The 17,617-nt window shown below is 61.2% G+C and carries 15 protein-coding genes; 9 read left to right on the top strand and 6 right to left on the bottom strand.

What is annotated here, in order from left to right; all coding sequences use genetic code 11:
- Positions 1-557 precede the first annotated feature (557 nt).
- Both nosP and nahK read left to right on the top strand, forming a co-directional pair.
- Complete coding sequence (gene nosP / locus F8N21_RS23675) at positions 558-1,721, top strand: nitric oxide-sensing protein NosP (protein WP_150644427.1); 1,164 nt, start codon at positions 558-560, stop codon at positions 1,719-1,721.
- Positions 1,651-4,278, top strand: coding sequence for a hybrid sensor histidine kinase/response regulator NahK/ErcS' (nahK, locus tag F8N21_RS23670; protein WP_412071662.1), 2,628 nt, complete (start codon positions 1,651-1,653; stop codon positions 4,276-4,278). Before nosP ends, nahK begins: the two co-directional genes overlap by 71 nt.
- Before the next feature lie 340 nt (positions 4,279-4,618).
- Here the strand turns inward: nahK and F8N21_RS23665 are convergent, their stop codons facing one another.
- The 6 genes from F8N21_RS23665 to F8N21_RS23640 form a co-directional block, all read right to left on the bottom strand.
- A complete protein-coding gene (locus tag F8N21_RS23665; RefSeq protein ID WP_150644426.1) occupies positions 4,619-5,284 on the bottom strand; it encodes a response regulator transcription factor in 666 nt (221 codons plus the stop codon).
- A 56-nt stretch (positions 5,285-5,340) separates the two neighbouring features.
- Entirely contained in the window at positions 5,341-5,898 is a 558-nt protein-coding gene (locus F8N21_RS23660) for a PQQ-dependent catabolism-associated CXXCW motif protein (protein ID WP_150644425.1), read from the bottom strand.
- 236 nt (positions 5,899-6,134) lie between these two features.
- Positions 6,135-6,926, bottom strand: a complete 792-nt coding sequence (locus F8N21_RS23655; RefSeq protein ID WP_150644424.1) for an ABC transporter permease — start codon at positions 6,924-6,926, stop codon at positions 6,135-6,137.
- Positions 6,923-7,657 carry an ABC transporter ATP-binding protein gene (locus F8N21_RS23650; RefSeq protein WP_150644423.1) on the bottom strand — a complete coding sequence of 245 codons (735 nt, stop codon included), beginning with the start codon at positions 7,655-7,657 and terminating at the stop codon, positions 6,923-6,925. Before F8N21_RS23650 ends, F8N21_RS23655 begins: the two co-directional genes overlap by 4 nt.
- Entirely contained in the window at positions 7,654-8,613 is a 960-nt protein-coding gene (locus F8N21_RS23645) for a YVTN family beta-propeller repeat protein (RefSeq protein ID WP_150644422.1), read from the bottom strand. Before F8N21_RS23645 ends, F8N21_RS23650 begins: the two co-directional genes overlap by 4 nt.
- A 30-nt stretch (positions 8,614-8,643) precedes the next feature.
- A complete protein-coding gene (locus F8N21_RS23640) occupies positions 8,644-9,828 on the bottom strand; it encodes an ABC transporter substrate-binding protein (RefSeq protein ID WP_150644421.1) in 1,185 nt (394 codons plus the stop codon).
- Between the two features lie 157 nt (positions 9,829-9,985).
- Here F8N21_RS23640 and F8N21_RS31305 point away from each other — a divergent pair, with 157 nt between their 5' ends.
- The 7 genes from F8N21_RS31305 (at position 9,986) to F8N21_RS23610 (ending at position 17,560) form a co-directional block, all read left to right on the top strand.
- Complete coding sequence (locus tag F8N21_RS31305; protein WP_263597308.1) at positions 9,986-10,108, top strand: hypothetical protein; 123 nt, start codon at positions 9,986-9,988, stop codon at positions 10,106-10,108.
- 507 nt (positions 10,109-10,615) lie between these two features.
- Positions 10,616-11,077, top strand: coding sequence for a cytochrome c-550 PedF (pedF, locus tag F8N21_RS23635; RefSeq protein ID WP_150644420.1), 462 nt, complete (start codon positions 10,616-10,618; stop codon positions 11,075-11,077).
- A 3-nt stretch (positions 11,078-11,080) separates the two neighbouring features.
- Positions 11,081-11,956, top strand: a complete 876-nt coding sequence (locus tag F8N21_RS23630; RefSeq protein WP_150644419.1) for a substrate-binding periplasmic protein — start codon at positions 11,081-11,083, stop codon at positions 11,954-11,956.
- Positions 11,957-11,965: 9 nt separating this feature from the next.
- A complete protein-coding gene (locus F8N21_RS23625; protein ID WP_150644418.1) occupies positions 11,966-12,727 on the top strand; it encodes a quinoprotein dehydrogenase-associated SoxYZ-like carrier in 762 nt (253 codons plus the stop codon).
- Positions 12,728-12,742: 15 nt separating this feature from the next.
- Positions 12,743-13,681 carry a quinoprotein relay system zinc metallohydrolase 1 gene (locus F8N21_RS23620; RefSeq protein WP_150644417.1) on the top strand — a complete coding sequence of 313 codons (939 nt, stop codon included), beginning with the start codon at positions 12,743-12,745 and terminating at the stop codon, positions 13,679-13,681.
- Positions 13,682-13,944: 263 nt separating this feature from the next.
- Positions 13,945-15,726, top strand: a complete 1,782-nt coding sequence (locus F8N21_RS23615; RefSeq protein ID WP_150644416.1) for a PQQ-dependent methanol/ethanol family dehydrogenase — start codon at positions 13,945-13,947, stop codon at positions 15,724-15,726.
- A gap of 313 nt (positions 15,727-16,039) precedes the next feature.
- The gene (locus F8N21_RS23610) at positions 16,040-17,560 is read left to right on the top strand and encodes an aldehyde dehydrogenase family protein (RefSeq protein WP_150644415.1); all 1,521 of its coding nucleotides are present in this window, start codon (positions 16,040-16,042) and stop codon (positions 17,558-17,560) included.
- Positions 17,561-17,617 lie beyond the last annotated feature (57 nt).

Genomic DNA, 17,617 nt, shown 5'->3' with positions numbered 1-17,617 from the left:
GCTGCCGAATACTGTGGCGAGGGGGCTTGCCCCCGCTCGGCTGCGCAGCAGTCGTAAAACCGGCGGATGCGTTCTACCTGGAAAACCGAGATTGCCGGTTTTAGGGCCGCTTCGCGACCCAGCGGGGGCAAGCCCCCTCGCCACAGGTAGGGTGTTCGGCCAACGAGATGTGTAGATACCTATGCCCTCTGGGGAGAGGGCTGGGGTGAGGGGTGGTTCTTGAGCCTGGCGAACAATCTGAAGCGCTCCTCGCAAAAATGCCCTTAACCGACTGGCATTGTGGCAAGTGAATCCTGAGTTCTCGGTTTACCTGAGACACCGCAGCGCTTGATTTTACGACTGCTGCGCAGCCGGACGCAGGCTTCGCCAGCTGCTACGGGGGAATGTGCCGAGCCAAAAAAACCTCGCCACAATTGATCGTCATGTCAGGTCACTTTACCGTCTGCCACCCGCACTTCATCCCATCGAACCACCTACCCGCTACCCAAGTAGCATAGGGTCGACGCCCCCGGTTTCGTACACTCATGCCTCAGACTACGCACCTGCGGGAGGCGAATATGCAACAGGGCCAGACCGATGGCGTCGTCAGTGCAATGTCCCAGGCCACCGATGCCCAGGAGGCCGCCCAGGATCTGGCTCGGCAACTGTTGCATCCGCACCTGGGCTTCGTGCTGTTTTTTTGTTCCGCCGAATATGACCTGAAGGCGTTGGGTCCGGCCCTGCAGCAGAGCTTTGGCGGGATTCGCCTGGTGGGCTGCACCAGCGCCGGTGAAATCACTCCCAATGGCTATGGCCGTGGTTGCATCACGGCGGTGGGTTTCGATCACCGGCATTTTTCCATCGCCATCGAGCTGATCGATCAGATGGAACACTTCAGCCTGATCGATGCTCAGCAAATGGTCGAGCGCCTGGTGGGCGACTGTCGCAGCAACACCCTGGCGCCGATCAAGGGCAACAGTTTCGCCCTGACCCTGCTCGACGGGCTGTCCAGCCGCGAGGAAATGGTCCTTGCGGCGCTGAGTGCGGCTCTCGGCGATATTCCGCATTTCGGCGGCTCGGCCGGCGATGACAACAAGCTGACCCACACCCACGTGTATTTCGGCGGCGAGTTCCACAGCGGTGCGGCAGTGGTGGTGCTGGTCAACACCTGGCTGGATTTCGAGGTGTTTACCACCCATCACATTCTGCCCCGTGAAGAAAAGCTGGTGGTCACCCACGCCGACAGTCCGTCGCGGCGGGTCTACGAGCTCAACGCCGAACCGGCCGCCGAGGAGTACGCCCGACATATCGGTGTGCCAGTGGCCGAGCTCGATCATCGAGTGTTCGCCGCCCATCCGCTGGCGGTGCGCATCAACGAGCAGTACTACGTCAGGGCCATCCAGCAGGTTCACCCGGACCTGAGCCTGAGTTTCTATTGTGCCGTGGAGAACGGCATCGTCCTGACCGCCATGACCCCGGGGCCGTTGTTGCCGAATCTGCAGACGCTGTTCGAAGGACTTGAAGCGCGGCTCGGCACACTGCTGCTGACCATTGGTTGTGACTGTTTTCTCAGGCGTCTGGAACTCGAAGACGACGGCAGCCTGGAGCAAATTGGCGCCTTCCTGCGCGAGCAGCGGGTGATGGGCTTCAACACCTACGGAGAACAGTTCAATGGTATGCATATCAACCAGACTTTCACCGGCGTTGCCATTGCCCGAAACCGGTCCCCGGTCGCCCGCTGAACTGCAGGCGCAGATCGCCAGCCTGCAGCATGAAAATCGCAAGCTGCAGCGAATCAATGCCGCGCTGATCGAACGGATCGAGTCCGGGGGCACCCGTGGCAACGATCCGTATTCGGCGTTCCAGCATTCGGTGGTGCTGGCCGAACAGGTCCGCGAGCGCACCGATGCCTTGAATCAGGCCATGGCTGAGCTCAAGGCCGGCAATCATTTGCTCAGCGAAGCCCGTTTACGGGCGGAAACCGCGCACCGCCATCTGATCGATGCCATAGAAAGCATTTCCGATGCCTTCGTGCTGTTCGACGAGGAGCAGCGCATCGTGCTGTTCAACAGCCGCTTCAAGGCCCTGTGGGCCAGCAGCCAGGTGCGGATCATCGCCGGCATGCGTCTGGCCGAGGTCAAGCGGCTGATGACCGGCACCGGCCTGTTCAGTGAAGAACCACGCAGCCATGCCGATGAACATCTGCTCTACCGGCTGCAGAATGGCCGCTGGTTGCAAATCAGTGAACGGCCGACCCAGGAAGGTGGGCGGGTGATCCTCTTCACCGACATCACTGAAGTCAAACTCAGCGAAACCGCGCGGCGCGAGCAGGCCGTGGCGCAGAAGTCGCACCTGTTGCAGCGCGCGGTGGACAACCTGTCCCAGGGCGTGGCGATGGTCAACGCCGACGGCGTCCTGGAACTGTGGAACCGTCGATTCCTCGAGTTGAGCGGCCTGGCCCCGGTGGCGGCCCATCGGCAGTTCGCCGAGGTGATCGGCGACAGCGAGCTGAACCTGCTGACCCCGTCCAGTCGCGACACCAACGGACGGGTGGTCCATGAGTGCGAGCAGCGGCTCTATGACGGGCGGGTCCTGGAAATCCGCACCCATCCTTTGCCGACCGGGGGGTTCGTCAACACCTTCACCGACATCACCGAGCGTTACCAGCATGTCGAAGCCCTCAGCGAGAGCGAGCGCTGGATTCGCCTGATCACCGATCACGTACCGGCACTGATCGCCTACCTCAATGCCGACCTGGTCTACGAGTTCACCAACAAGGTGTATGAGGAGTGGTACTGTTGGCCGCGCGGCGTGATGCTCGGCCAGAGTCTGCGCGAGGTGCACAGCGAAGAGCATTACCAGCGCCTGGAAACCTACGTGGCGCGGGCCTTGGCCGGGGAGAGTGTGACCTTCGAGTGTCCTGAAACCAACATCAACAATCAGGAGCGTTACATGCTGCGCTCCTATGTGCCGAACCGCCTGGCCACGGGTGAGGTGGTGGGGATCTTTGTGCTGATCCGCGACGTCACCGAGCGCCGGCGTACCGCCGAGGCCTTGCATCAGGCCTATCAGAACCTGGAGTTGCGGGTTCGCGAGCGGACCGCCGAGCTGACCAGTCTCAACGATCAGCTGCTGCGCGAAATCGAAGAGCGCAGCCGTGTTGAATCGCGTCTGCGCGAGGCCAAGCTGGAAGCGGAGCAGGCCAACCTGTCGAAAACCAAATTTCTGGCCGCGGTCAGTCACGACCTGCTGCAGCCGCTCAACGCGGCGCGGCTGTTCACCAGTGCGCTGCTCGAACGCCGCGAACCGGTGGCCAACGCGATTCTGGTGCGCAACGTCAGCAATTCCCTGGAAGACGTGGAGAGCCTGCTGGGCACTCTGGTGGATATTTCCAAGCTCGACGCCGGAGTGATCAAGGCCGATATCGCGCCGTTCGCCCTCAGCGAATTGCTGGAAAACCTGGCGACCGAATATGCCCAGGTGGCCCGCAGCGAAGGCCTGCAATTGCACTTCGTGGGCTGTTCGGCATTGGTCCGCAGTGATATCCAGTTGCTCGCCCGCATCTTGCGCAACCTGTTGAGCAACGCCATTCGCTACACCACCAGCGGTCGCGTGGTGCTGGGCTGTCGGCGGCATCGTCAGCGCTTGTCCATCGAGGTCTGGGACAGCGGCATGGGCATCGCGGAGAACAAACTGGAGGAGATCTTTCAGGAGTTCAAACGCGGTGACGTGCAACGGCCGAACCAGGACCGGGGCTTGGGATTGGGTCTGGCGATCGTTGAAAAAATCGCCGGCATCCTCGGGCATCGGATTACCGTGCGTTCCTGGCCGGGCAAGGGTTCGATGTTTGCCGTTGAAGTGCCACTGACCAACAGCGCGCCGAAGGCTGTGGCGCAGTTGTCCATGAGCGAGCCGATGCTGGAGCGCTTGCACGGGGCACGGATCTGGGTGCTGGACAACGACGCAGCGATTTGCGCCGGGATGCGTACGCTGCTGGAAAGTTGGGGGTGCCAGGTGGTGACGGCGCTGTCGGAGGAAGACCTGGCGCGCCAGGTGGATAACTACCATGCCGAGGCTGACCTGCTGATCGCCGACTACCATCTGGACCATGGCAAAAACGGTGTCGATGCCGTGGCGCTGATCAACGCCCGGCGCGCCTCACCCTTGCCGGCGCTGATGATCACCGCCAACTACAGCAACGAACTGAAACTGCAAATGCGCGAACTGGGCCATACCCTGATGCACAAACCGGTGCGGCCGATGAAGCTGAAGATGGCGATGAGTCATTTGTTGGGGTAAATAGGGAAGATCAAAAGATCGCAGGCTTCGCCAGCTCCTACGCCGACCGTGTACATCCATGGGTTGCAGGATGAACACAAATCCCCCTGTAGGAGCTGCCGCAGGCTGCGATCTTTTGATCTTGCTTCCAGGCAATCTCCAGAACCGCCAAAAGATCGCAGGCTTCGCCAGCTCCTATGCCGACCGTGTACACCCATGGGTTGCCGGATGAACACACCCCTTGTAGGAGCTGCCGCAGGCTGCGATCTTTTGATCTTGCTTCTGGGCAATCCAGAACCGCCAAAAGATCGCAGGCTGCGATCTTTTTTGCCTTGACGCCGACTCTTGGGGTTATTTCACCTCACCGCCGCAAATACGCCGCAAAATCAATATCCCCGGCACTAAGAATCGCTTGCACCCGATTGTGCACGTTGAGTTTGCGCAGGATCGCCGAAACGTGAGCCTTGACCGTGGTTTCGGCGATTTCCAGGGTGTAGGCGATCTGTTTGTTCGACTCGCCCTTGGTCATCCGTTCCAGCACCAGCAGCTGCTTGCGGGTCAAGGCCTGGAGCAGTTCGGGGGCAAAGTTCGGCATGTCATTCATGCTGCGCCGGGTACCGGGTTTCTGGGTGCGAATGATGTCCGAGGGCAGGTAGACGTTGCCGTTGAGGATCTGCTGGATGGCGTCGGTCATTTGCGTACGTGGCGACGACTTGGTGATGAAACCCACCGCGCCATAGGTGATGGCTTGCAGCACGACTTGCTTGTCCTGTTCGGCGGAGACGATCACCACCGGAATGGTCGGAGCCTCGTTGCGCAGGTTGATCAGGCCGTTGAGGCCGTGCATGCCGGGCATGTTCAGGTCGAGCAGGATCAGGTCCAGATCGTCATGCTCCTGGGTCAGCGCCAGGGCGCTGTCCAGGTCGGCGGTCTCCATGACTTCACTGCCAGGAAAGCCATCGCTGATGACGTTATGGATGGCTTCGCGAAACAGGGGGTGATCGTCGGCAATCAGAATTTTGTACATGGCCTTTCACCTCGTTATTTTAATTATGGTATGGCGGGAACACGCTGCAGCGCCCATCAGGGGAAATGTTCGGGCAGGGCCGCTTCCACTGGCAGGTTCGCCGCCTCCCAGGCATCCAGGCCATCGCGGTACCAATACACATCTTTATAACCCATTTCAGTGGCGCGTTTTACCGCGTTCCAGCTCAACCAGCAATCGGCGCGACAGTAGAACACTACCGGTTGATCCTTGCGCCCGGCCGCGGCTTTTTGCAAGTTGCGGGCAAAATAGTCCTGCCATGGCGGGCTCAGTTCCCCGTCACCGGTGTTGGCCAGCCAGAGGCTGCCAGGCAGGTTGGCGTGGGGCTGGTCTTCGATGAAACGCCCCTGCAGCCATTGCCGACGATACACGTCGATCAGGACTGGCCTTGGGGTTTGGGCCAGCAAAGCTTGCAGATGTTTGGTGTCGATGATCCGACCGCCGTCGAGATGATCCGGGGTCGGGCTGCGATAGAGACTGGTGCGATAACCCGCAGGGGAAAACAGCGCGGTTTGTGCCTGTGCGACGCCCAGTAACAGGCTCAGCGACAAGACTGTCAGGGAGAGGTGAAGCAAATGACGCGGGGCACGCAGCATAGGAGGAGGTCCTTTTTCTTATAGGCCCATTACATGACAGTGTTGCTGCTTTGTGAATGCGACGATAGACAGGAAAACCAGTACTAAAGTTGTAGGAGCTGCCGCAGGCTGCGATCTTTTGATCTTGAAAATCCCCATGACAACCCCGCGATACCGCGCTGCCCGCCGGAAAAGATCGCAGGCTGCGCCAGCTCCTACAGGGGGCTGCGTTCACCTCGCTATCGCCGATATATGCTTCACCCAGCCCGGCGCAGCGCCGCATGCTGGGGATTGAAGGTCAGCACCGCCAGCAGTGAAAATAGCAGCGTCAAGCCCAGGCACACCGCCAAGGCCAACAGGTTCAGGCGTTCGTACAGGGCAAAGCGCACCAGTTCCACGGCATGGGTGAAGGGGCTGAGGGCGCAGAGCCAATACAGCCATTCACTGGATTCGCGCATTTTCCACAGTGGATACAGCGCCGAAGACAGGAAAAACAGCGGGAAGATCACAAAATTCATCACCCCGGCAAAGTTTTCCAGTTGGCGGATGGCATTCGACAGCAACAATCCCAGGGCACTGAGCATCAGCGCCACCAGCAGCAAGGCCGGCAAGGCCGCCAACAGGCCAAAGACCGGCGGCTGCACCCCGTAGACCCAGGCGATGGCGAGAAAGGCATACACCTGCAGCAGCGAGATCAAAGCGGTCGCCAGCAGTTTGCTGCCCAACAGAAAGGCCCGGGGCAGGGGGCTGGTCAACAGCACCCGCATGCTGCCCATTTCCCGGTCATAGACCATCGACAGCGAGCCCTGCATGCCATTGAACAGCAGGATCATGCATGCCAGCCCGGGGATGATGTAGACCTCATAGGGAATGTAGGTGTCGTAAGGCTCGATGATCGCGATGCCCAACGCCGCCCGGAACCCTGCGGCGAACACCAGCAGCCACAACAGGGGCCGCACCAGCGCACTGAGAAAACGCGTGCGCTGCAGGATAAACCGCAGCCATTCGCGCAGGACGATACCGCTGAAACACTGCCAATAAGCGTTCATAGAGCCGCTACTCCTGGAGTGGTCAGACGCTGGAATGCCGAGCTCAGGTCAGTGCCGTGTTCGAGGCTCAGGGTATCCGCCAGACCACTGGCCACCAGCCGTCCTTGATGCAGAATCAGCAGGTCATCGCTGGGCTGCACTTCGTCCAATAGATGGGTGGTCCAGAGCACGCTGATACCCTGATCCCGGCACAGGCTGCGGATGTGCTGGTTGAGCGCCAGACGACTGGCCGGGTCGAGGCCGACGCTGGCTTCATCGAGCAGCAAGAGGCGTGGCTCATGCAGCAAGGCGCGGGCAATTTCCACTCGTCGGCGGTGGCCGCCATTGAGTTCGCGGACCCGTTCACGGCGGCGCTCGGTCAAGGCCTGGCGCGCCAGTTCGGCTTCGACCCGGGCATTCGCCAGCTGCCTGGGCATGCCGTGCAAGGCAGCGTGGTAGCGCAGGTTCTGCTCGACGCTCAGGTCCAGGTCCAGGGTGCTTTGTTGAAACACTACGCCCAATTGGCGCAAGGCCAGACGCGGGGCGCTGCGCAGCGAATGGCCGCCGACTCGAATGTCACCGTGCTGCAGGTCATACAGGCGAGTCAGCAGGGCGATCAAGGTGGATTTGCCGGCACCGTTGGGCCCCAGCAGCGCGGCAAAACGCCCAGGCTCAAGGCTGAACGTCAGCTGGCGCAGCGCTTCACGGGGGCCGTAGGCAAAGCTCAGGTCGGATACTTTCAGAGCGTTCATGGGGTCACCACCACGCCCCATGGATAACGCCCGACCTTGACCGACTTGATGACCTTGAGGCTGTTCACATCGATCACCGAAACATCGCCGCTGACGCCATTGGTGGCGAGCAACTGACTCTGATCCGGGGTGAACGCCAACTGCCAGACCCGGCGCCCCACCAGCAGGTAGTCGAGAATCTCGAAGGTCTTGGCATCGATCACCGCGATATGGTTCGCCGGGCCAAGGGCGACGAAGGCGTATTTGCCGTCGGCGCTGAGTTTGACCCCAACCGGCTGGACCTTGTCCGGGTGCACGCCCTTGATCTGGAATTTCAGGGTTTTCAGGACCTGCCGGCTGGCGACGTCGAGAATGGTCACGGTGCCGCCGATTTCGGCCGAGGCCCACAGCTGCTTGCCGTCCTGATTGAACTCGACGAAACGTGGCCGCTGATCGACCAGGGTACTGTCGGCCAGGGTCTGGGTGCTGGTGTCGATCCAGTGCAGCATGTTGGTGGTTTCGCTGGTGTTCACCGCCCATTTTCCGTCGGGGCTGACCGCCATGCCTTCCGGTTCGACACCGACTCCGATCTGGGCCAGCACCTTGGAAGTTTCGGTATCGATCACGGTGACCAGCGCATCGTCTTCGTTGGACACGTACAACCAGCGGTTATTGGGGTGCAGGGCGAACTGCTCGGGGTCTTTGCCGGACGGCAGTTCCTTGATGATTTTGCGGGTGGCGACGTCCATCACCTGGACCCGGTCCGAGTCGCTGGCGCAGATGTACAGCAGCGTATTGTCATGGGACAGCAACAGGCCGCGGGGGCGCTGGCCGACCGTCAGGGTCTCGGTGACTTGCAGGGTCTGCAGGTCGATCAGGCTCAGGCTGTTGTCCTTTTCATTGGAGACCCAGGCGGTGCTCGCCAGCACGGGCGCGGTGGCAAGCAGTAAGGCGGATGCAAGCAGGGTGCGGCGCATGGCAAGTTCCTTTTTTTGTCATTATGGGAATCAGGGGAAGCGGCAACTCACCTCAGGCTTGTCGTAGCCGAGGCTGTCCATTTCATTGAACGGGTGCAGGAAACCTTCTTGCGGCGAAGTGCTGACCAGCGCCCGCGGTTGCACGATCGGAATCGGTTGGCGCAGCTGGCCGTTCCACGTGCGATAACTGAGCTTGCGACCCTTGAAGCCATCCAGTGGCAGCTGATCGCCCAGCGCCAGTTGGCGAATCGCCTGGGCATCGCTCTGGCGCAATTTGCTCACCGCGCTGGCAATGCTGCGCACGGCGATCCAGGCGGCAAAATCACGGTCGTTCATCCAGCGTCCGGCCATGGCTTCGAAGCGTTTCTGCAACTGCGCCGCGCCGTAGGTTTCCACGGTCTTGTGCCAACCGGTCGGGGTCAGGCCCTGGGTACCGGCCACCGGGCGCGGATACCAGGTCTGGTAAGGCACGTATTCGCCAAAGTCACCGCGCTCGTCGGCCACCAGCACCACGTCGTATTCGGCGGTCTGGGTGAACAGCGGCATGTCGGCCTGGGCGCTGCGGCGCTGGTCATTGTCGAAAGACCAGGGTTTCTCGGCGACGATCTGCAAGCCGAAACGTTTCGCCGCCCGCCGCAGGGCGGCGGCATAGGCCTGGTCGTCCGGGGTCGGGCCGACGATCAGCAACACGCGTTGCCATTTGCGTACCACCAGAAACTGCGCCAGGGCATCGGCGAGCATCGCCCGGCTCGGCAGGCTGTGCAGCACATTCGCCAGGCAGTCGGTGCTGCGCAGGCTGTCATCGGCACTGCCGGCATTGAACAGCAGGCTGTCGGGCAGGGCGGCGCTGAGTTGGCGCAGGCTATCGGCCGGGGCATTCACCACGAACAGCCGCAGCCCTTGGGCATGCTGGGCCTTGGCTGCATCGAGCAAGGCTTCGGGGCTGTCGACGCTGGCGCTGACCAGGCTGTAGCTCTGGTTGAGAAAACGCCCGGTGCTGTTACTGTCGCTGATCGCCAGTTCCGCTCCGCGCAGCCCGGCGTCGACCGGCTCGGGAATGACGTTCGACAGCAGCGGGCCGGGATCTGGCCGATAGCCCAGGTAACCGATGGGGATCTGCAAGCCGGCGTCGGCCGCCTGGCTCTGGGTTGCCAGCAACGCGGCGCTGGCAATCGCCAGCAGGTAGAACAAAGCGTAACTGACAAGCTGGCGCATAAGGCACTCCACTACAGGTAGCGTCAGCATAGGAAGTGCCGGGGTGCAGGGAAATATGCAGAAAGTACCAGTCGGCCAGTACCAAGGTAGTAACCCATGGCACTGGTCATGGTCCTAGCATGGCGGTAACGGCCATCACCTTTGGAGATCACCGGCCATGCGCATCCTCAAAGCTTTGCTGCTGCCCTTGCTGCTGATTCTGAGCCTGATCGGCCTGGACAAACTGCACACGCCGGCGGTCTTGCCCGGACTGGTCACGCCCGCGGCACCGGGGCGCTAGGGATGTCGGCACTCTGGCGGATAAATCTATGGGTGGTGTTTTTTGTCGCGATCACCTTCGGCTGTGACCGTTCGGCAAGAGATTGCGGGTGTACTCATTCGGCGTAGGAGCTGGCGAAGCCTGCGATTTTCTGAATGCAGGTTGGCGGCGGGGCATTGGCTGGACTCGGTGATGACGCAGCCGTTGATGACCATGGGAATGTCGTCCGCCGTCATTGGCGACGAAGGCAGGGGTAGAGCGAACAGGAGAATCTGAGGCAAGTATTTCATGGCTGGGTTCTCTGGCATTAGTGAGGGAGCATTCGCGAGCAAGCCCGCTCCCACAAGGTCCCGCCCTTGCCGGGACAACTTCCCGGTTGGCACCTGAATTAGTCCACCGCCACAAGCCCTACTACCAAGGAACTAGAGGGCGGCCACCAAAGCAGCATACGGCTTACAGTTCACTGTTCTTAATATGAGGGCAGAGCCTCTGCAGAGAGGTTGAGCGTGCAATCCTGAGGGCATAACAATGACAACAAAACGCAACGCCATACTCGTCGCCGGTCTGCTGGCTGGCCTTATCACTACCGGTTCAGTCCTGGCCCACGGCAACGTGGTGCCACAAGCCGTGGAAACCAAGGGCTTGACCTCGATCAAGGATGCCGGAGTACCGGTCGATGCTGATGGCTGGGCTGCGGTAAACCCCTATCGCACTACCCCGGAAAAAGACAAGGCCGTCGAAATCGGCTCTTCTGCCTTTAACCAGAACTGTGCGGCCTGTCATGGCCTGGAAGCCAAGTCCGGCGGGATCGCCCCGGATCTGCGCATGCTCGATGCCGGTGAGCTTGGAGATGAGTGGTTCGTTGAGCGGGTGCGCCATGGCGCGGTGCGCGACGGGCGTGTCTACATGCCGAAAATGGCCGACTATTTGAGCCAGGAAGCCTTGTGGGCGGTGCGCACCTATCTGGATAGCGTGCACATCGAGGAGTAACCCATGGGCCGGCTCGCTGTGCTGTTCACTGCGCTGTTGCTGTGCTGTCAGACGCTGCAGGCGCAGGTCCGTACCTATGATGAAATGATCGCCGCCGGCGAGTTGAAAGTCGCGGTGTACAAGGATTTCGCGCCCTACAGCTTTGAGGATGGCGGCCAGGCGCGGGGCGTCGATGTGGACCTGGCCAAGGCTTTGGCCAAGGCCCTCGGCGTACGTCTGGAGATAATCTGGGCGCCACCGGGCGAGAAGCTCGACGATGACCTGCGCGATTACATCTGGCGCGGCAATCAATTGCGCAACCAGCAATTGGCCGACCTGATGATGCGCGCGCCCTATGATCGCGACTACGCCCAAAAACGCAATGAACTGGGTGAGCTGGAAAACGGCCACGTGGTGATGTTCGGCCCGTACCAGAACGAGTCCTGGCAAGTCGCCTATGACCGTCGCCGACTCGACAAGGTGGGCAGCGTCGCGGTGTTTGAGCACCACCCGATCGGCGTCGAGGTGGACAGCGTGCCGTCGTTCTACCTGACCTCGGTGTTCAACGGCATGCTCAGTGCCAAGACCCACCATTACCCCACCGTGTCCAAAGCCTTTGCCGCGATGAAAGCCGGCGAGGTGGATGCGGTGATGGCCATGCGCGGCGAGATCGACTGGCAGGTGCATGAAGCCAAAGACTCGCAACTGGCGCTGGCGGAAAACGCCTACCCGAACATGGGCAAGCAACTCTGGGAGATCGGCATGGCGGTGCATGAAAGCAACCGTCAGCTGGCCTATGCCGTGGAAGAAGCACTCGAAGCGTTGATCCTCGACGGCACGCTCAAGGCGATCTATGCCGGGTACGGCCTGCGCTATGAAGTACCGGAGATGTATCAATAGGAGCGGTTGATGAACTGGCGAGCGAGTTGTCTGTGGGTCTGTTGGTTGCCATTGGCGGCCCAGGCCATCGAGGTCGACCCGGGCAAGGACCCGGTGCCCTCGGTGATGTGGGCCTTCTACCACAAGCAGATCCTCGGTGATGCGCCGTTCGTGTTCGATCAGCGGGTCAAGTTACTGGCACCGCCATTTGCCGAAGACGCCCGACAGGTGCCACTGGAAATCGACGCCCGGGCGTTCAAGGGCGAGGTGGTGAAGATTCTGGCCTGGGCCGAGCTCAACCCGTTGCCGCAGATCGTCGACTTCCAGCCGGGAGAGCAGGTGCTGCCCTGGCTGGCGATCCGCATCCGTATCGAACAGGCCACGCCGCTGCGGGCCGCCGTGCTGACCCGCGACGGGCTCTGGCATGTCGGCTCGACCCTGATCGACGCCGCTGGCGGCGGCTGCACCGCACCCAGTGTGGTACGTACCCAGCCGGGCTGGGAAGAGCATATCGGCGAAGTCCTCGGCGGGCGTTATCCCCGCGGCGAGTTCAGCCGCTTGCGGATGCAGGTGGCGCATCCGATGGATAACGGCATGGTCAGCGGGATTCCCGAGTTCTTTCTCAATCATGCCGAGTTACGTGACGACAACGGCCAGCTGCTGGCCAGTCTTGAACTGTTCCCGGCGGTCAGTGAAAACCCGAACCTGGCGTTCGACGTCGAGGGGGCAGGGCAGACGCGCTTGCTACTGCGCGATAACAGCGGCAATCAATTCGATGCGGCGATTCCCTAACCCCAGGAGAGCGCCATGCGCTGGATGCTGCTGTTGTGCCTGACCTTGAGCCTGCCGGCCCTGGCGGACTTCGACTATCAACTCAAACCCCGGCAGATCGCCGAGAACACCTGGCTACTGGAAGGCAGTACCGATAATTTCGCCAAGGCTAATGGGGGAAATATCGTCAATACCGGGTTCATCGTCACCGATAACGGGGTGGTGGTGATCGACAGCGGGCCGTCGAAACGTTATGGCGAAGCACTGCGTAAAGCGATTGCCGCGACCACCGACAAGCCGGTGATTCAGGTCTTGTTGACTCATCATCATCCCGATCACGTGCTGGGCAACCAGGCGTTCGGTGACGTGCCTATCGGCGCACTGGCCGGCACCCGCAAATTGCTGGAACAGCAAGGCGATGCCATGGCCGAGAACATGTATCGACTGGTGGGCGACTGGATGCGCGGCACTGAAGTGGTATTGCCGACCCAGGAGATCACCCCGGGAACCCTGAGCATCGGCGGTCATTCGTTACGCTTGCTCGGACTGCGCGGGCATACCGATGCCGACCTGGCGATCCTCGACGAGAAAACCGGGGTACTGTTCGCCGGCGACCTGGTGTTCTATGAGCGTGCCTTGACCACACCCAATTCTCCGGGGCTGGAGGTGTGGCAAGCGGATATCGATCAGCTCGAATCCCTGCCATGGAAACTCATCGTGCCCGGTCACGGACCAGTGACCTCCGACCCCGCGCCCTTTGCCCAGATGCGTGATTACCTTGGCTGGCTCGACCAGTTGATGCGCGACGGCGCCGTCAGTGGCAGCGAGATGGGCGAGATGATCCGCAGCCCCATTCCCGAACGTTTCGCCGCCATCAGCCTGAGCCGTTATGAATTGATCCGCAGCGTCAGCCACCTGTACCCGAGCTATGAGCGCGGGCAGATGAAGCGGGTGGATGCCGGCTCGCGGCCATAAACCGGCCTGTGGGATCGCCGCACCGCCGCTCCCACAGGTTCCGCGCAATCCCGTAGGAGCTGCCGCAGGCTGCGATCTTTTGATCTTGATCCAGCGAAACCCCGGAAAAGATCGCAGCCTGCGGCAGCTCCTACAGTTCCTTGTACCAAGGAACTAGAAAACTCCGCACTGCGGCTAATTGTCGCCAGGGCGCTACGGACCAAGAATCTGCACCAGACCGGGAAAATTTCCCGGGTATAACAAAAACCGCAGAGGTAGCCGTCATGACCCAATCCGCACGCCGCCAACCCTTCGCCTTGAGCCTGCTGCTCAGCGCCATGTTGTTGTCCGCATCGGCCCTTGCCGCAGTCACCGATCAAGACATCCTCCAGGATCCGCAGAACCCCGGACAGATTGTCACCAATGGCCTGGGTGTCCAGGGCCAGCGCTACAGTCCTCTGGATGCTCTCAACACCGACAACATCAAAGACCTGCGCCCGGTATGGGCCTTCTCCTTCGGTGGCGAGAAACAGCGCGGTCAGCAGGCGCAGCCGATGATCAAGGACGGCGTGATGTACATGACCGGTTCCTACTCGCGGGTGTTCGCCGTGGACGCACGGACCGGCAAGAAGCTCTGGCAATACGATGCACGCCTGCCCGATGATATCCGCCCGTGCTGCGACGTGATCAACCGTGGCGTCGCGCTGTATGGCGACCTGGTGTTTTTCGGCACCCTCGATGCCAAGCTGGTAGCCCTGAACAAGGACACCGGCAAGGTGGTCTGGAGCAAGAAAGTCGCCGACCACAAGGAAGGCTACTCCATCAGCGCCGCGCCGCTGGTGATCAACGGCAAGCTGATCACCGGGGTCGCCGGCGGCGAGTTCGGCGTGGTCGGCAAGATCGAAGCCTATGACCCGAAAAACGGCAACTTGCTGTGGACCCGGCCGACAGTGGAAGGCCACATGGGCTACGTCTACAAGGACGGCAAGGCGGTCGAGAACGGCATTTCCGGCGGTGAAGCCGGCAAGACCTGGCCCGGCGATCTGTGGAAAACCGGTGGCGCCGCGCCTTGGCTGGGTGGCTACTACGATCCGGAAACCAATCTGCTGCTGTTCGGCACCGGCAACCCGGCGCCGTGGAACTCGCACCTGCGCCCGGGCGACAACCTCTACTCTTCGTCGCGTCTGGCGCTGAACCCGGACGATGGCACCATCAAATGGCACTTCCAGAGCACCCCGCACGACGGCTGGGACTATGACGGCGTGAACGAGCTGGTGTCCTTCAACTACAAGGACAAGGAAGGCAAAGAGATCAAGGCCGCAGCCACCGCTGACCGTAACGGTTTCTTCTACGTGCTCGACCGCACCAACGGCAAGTTCATCCGCGGCTTCCCGTTCGTTGACAAGATTACCTGGGCTACCGGGCTGGATAAGGACGGTCGGCCAATCTACAACGAAGCCAGCCGTCCGGGCGCACCAGGCACCGAAGCCAAGGGCAGTTCGGTGTTCGTCGCACCGGCCTTCCTCGGGGCGAAGAACTGGATGCCCATGGCCTACAGCCAGGACACCGGCCTGTTCTATGTGCCGTCCAATGAATGGGGCATGGACATCTGGAACGAAGGCATAGCCTATAAAAAGGGCGCGGCATTCCTCGGTGCCGGCTTCACCATCAAGCCGTTGAACGAAGACTACATTGGCGTGCTGCGTGCCATCGACCCGAAAACCGGCAAGGAAGTCTGGCGCCACAAGAACTACGCGCCGCTCTGGGGCGGCGTGCTGACCACCAAAGGCAACCTGGTCTTCACTGGTACCCCGGAAGGCTTCCTGCAAGCCTTCAACGCCAGGACCGGCGAGAAAGTCTGGGAATTCCAGACCGGCTCCGGCGTCCTCGGCTCCCCTGTCACCTGGGAAATGGACGGCGAACAGTACGTCTCGGTCCTCTCCGGTTGGGGTGGCGCGGTTCCACTGTGGGGCGGCGAAGTCGCGAAACGGATCAAGGACTTCAACCAGGGCGGCATGCTCTGGACCTTCAAACTGCCAAAAGACCTGGTAGTGGCCAAGCATTGATAGCCAACACCTGACCCCCTGTGGCGAGGGGGCTTGCCCCCGCTCGGCTGCGAAGCAGTCGTAAAACCAGCGCCTGCGGTCTATCTGAAGATGCGCGGTGCCTGATTTCAGGGCCGCTTCGCGACCCAGCGGGGGCAAGCCCCCTCGCCACACAACAGCCCTTTCGCCGCAAATGCTCCACAGACTGGCAAAAACCAGTACCAAATAACGAGAGTCCTCCTGCCAACGGCGCATTCGTCTGGCGCGCGAGGCTCTCTACTATCGATTCATGGCTTGTCCGACCGACAGGCATTCGACCAAACAGAGGCCCACCATGATTTACGCTCAACCCGGAACACCAGGCGCCGTCGTGTCTTTCAAACCGCGTTACGGCAACTTCATTGGCGGCGAGTTCGTCGCACCGGTCAATGGCGAATACTTCACCAACACCTCGCCGGTGAACGGTGAAGTGATTGCCGAATTCCCGCGCTCCAGCGCCGCCGACATCGAGAAGGCGCTGGACGCCGCCCATGCCGCAGCCGATGCCTGGGGCAAGACGTCAGCCCAGGACCGCTCGCTGGTGCTGCTGAAAATCGCCGACCGCATCGAACAGAACCTGGAAATCCTCGCGGTCACCGAATCCTGGGACAACGGCAAGGCCGTGCGCGAAACCCTGAACGCCGACGTGCCGCTGGCCGCCGACCATTTCCGTTATTTCGCCGGCTGCATTCGTGCTCAGGAAGGCGGCGCCGCGGAAATCAACGAACTGACCACCGCCTATCACTTCCACGAACCGCTGGGCGTGGTCGGGCAGATCATTCCGTGGAACTTCCCGCTGTTGATGGCCGCCTGGAAACTCGCTCCAGCCCTGGCTGCCGGTAACTGCGTGGTGCTCAAGCCGGCCGAGCAGACCCCGCTGTCGATCATGGTGTTTGCCGAGCTGATCGCCGATTTGCTGCCACCGGGCGTGCTGAACATCGTCCAGGGCTTCGGTCGCGAAGCCGGTGAAGCGTTGGCCACCAGCAAACGCATCGCCAAGATCGCGTTCACCGGGTCTACTCCGATCGGCGCGCACATCATGAAATGCGCGGCTGAAAACATCATTCCGTCGACCGTTGAGCTGGGCGGCAAGTCGCCGAACATCTTCTTCGAAGACATCATGAAGGCCGAACCGCAGTTCATCGAGAAGGCCGCCGAAGGCCTGGTGCTGGCATTCTTCAACCAGGGCGAAGTCTGCACCTGCCCGTCGCGGGCGCTGGTGCAGGAATCGATCTACGACGACTTCATGAAAGTGGTCATGAAGAAGATCGTCAATATCAAGCGCGGTAACCCGCTGGACACCGAAACCATGGTCGGCGCCCAGGCCTCCGAGCAGCAATTCGACCGGATCCTGTCCTATCTGAAAATCGCTCAGGAAGAGGGCGCCGAGTTGCTCACCGGTGGTGCCATCGAGCGGCTTGAGGGCGACCTGGCCACGGGTTTCTACATCCAGCCGACCCTGCTCAAGGGCCACAACAAGATGCGCGTGTTCCAGGAAGAAATCTTTGGTCCGGTGGTGAGCATCACCACCTTCAAGGACGAAGCCGAAGCCCTGGCGATTGCCAACGACAGCGAGTTCGGCCTTGGCGCCGGTCTCTGGACCCGCGACATCAACCGCGCCTACCGCATGGGCCGGGCGATCAAGGCCGGTCGCGTCTGGACCAACTGCTACCACCTGTACCCGGCCCACGCCGCGTTCGGTGGCTACAAGAAGTCCGGTGTCGGTCGCGAAAACCACAAGATGATGCTCGACCACTACCAGCAGACCAAAAACCTGCTGGTCAGCTACGACATCAATCCATTGGGTTTCTTCTGATCTAGCACGCAACGCGTCAAACCAACCCCAATGCCTGTCAGTCAGGTATTGGGGTGC

This window comes from Pseudomonas fluorescens (assembly GCF_902497895.1).
Lineage (GTDB): Bacteria > Pseudomonadota > Gammaproteobacteria > Pseudomonadales > Pseudomonadaceae > Aquipseudomonas > Aquipseudomonas fluorescens_BP.
This window is presented reverse-complemented; position numbering and strand designations above follow the sequence as displayed.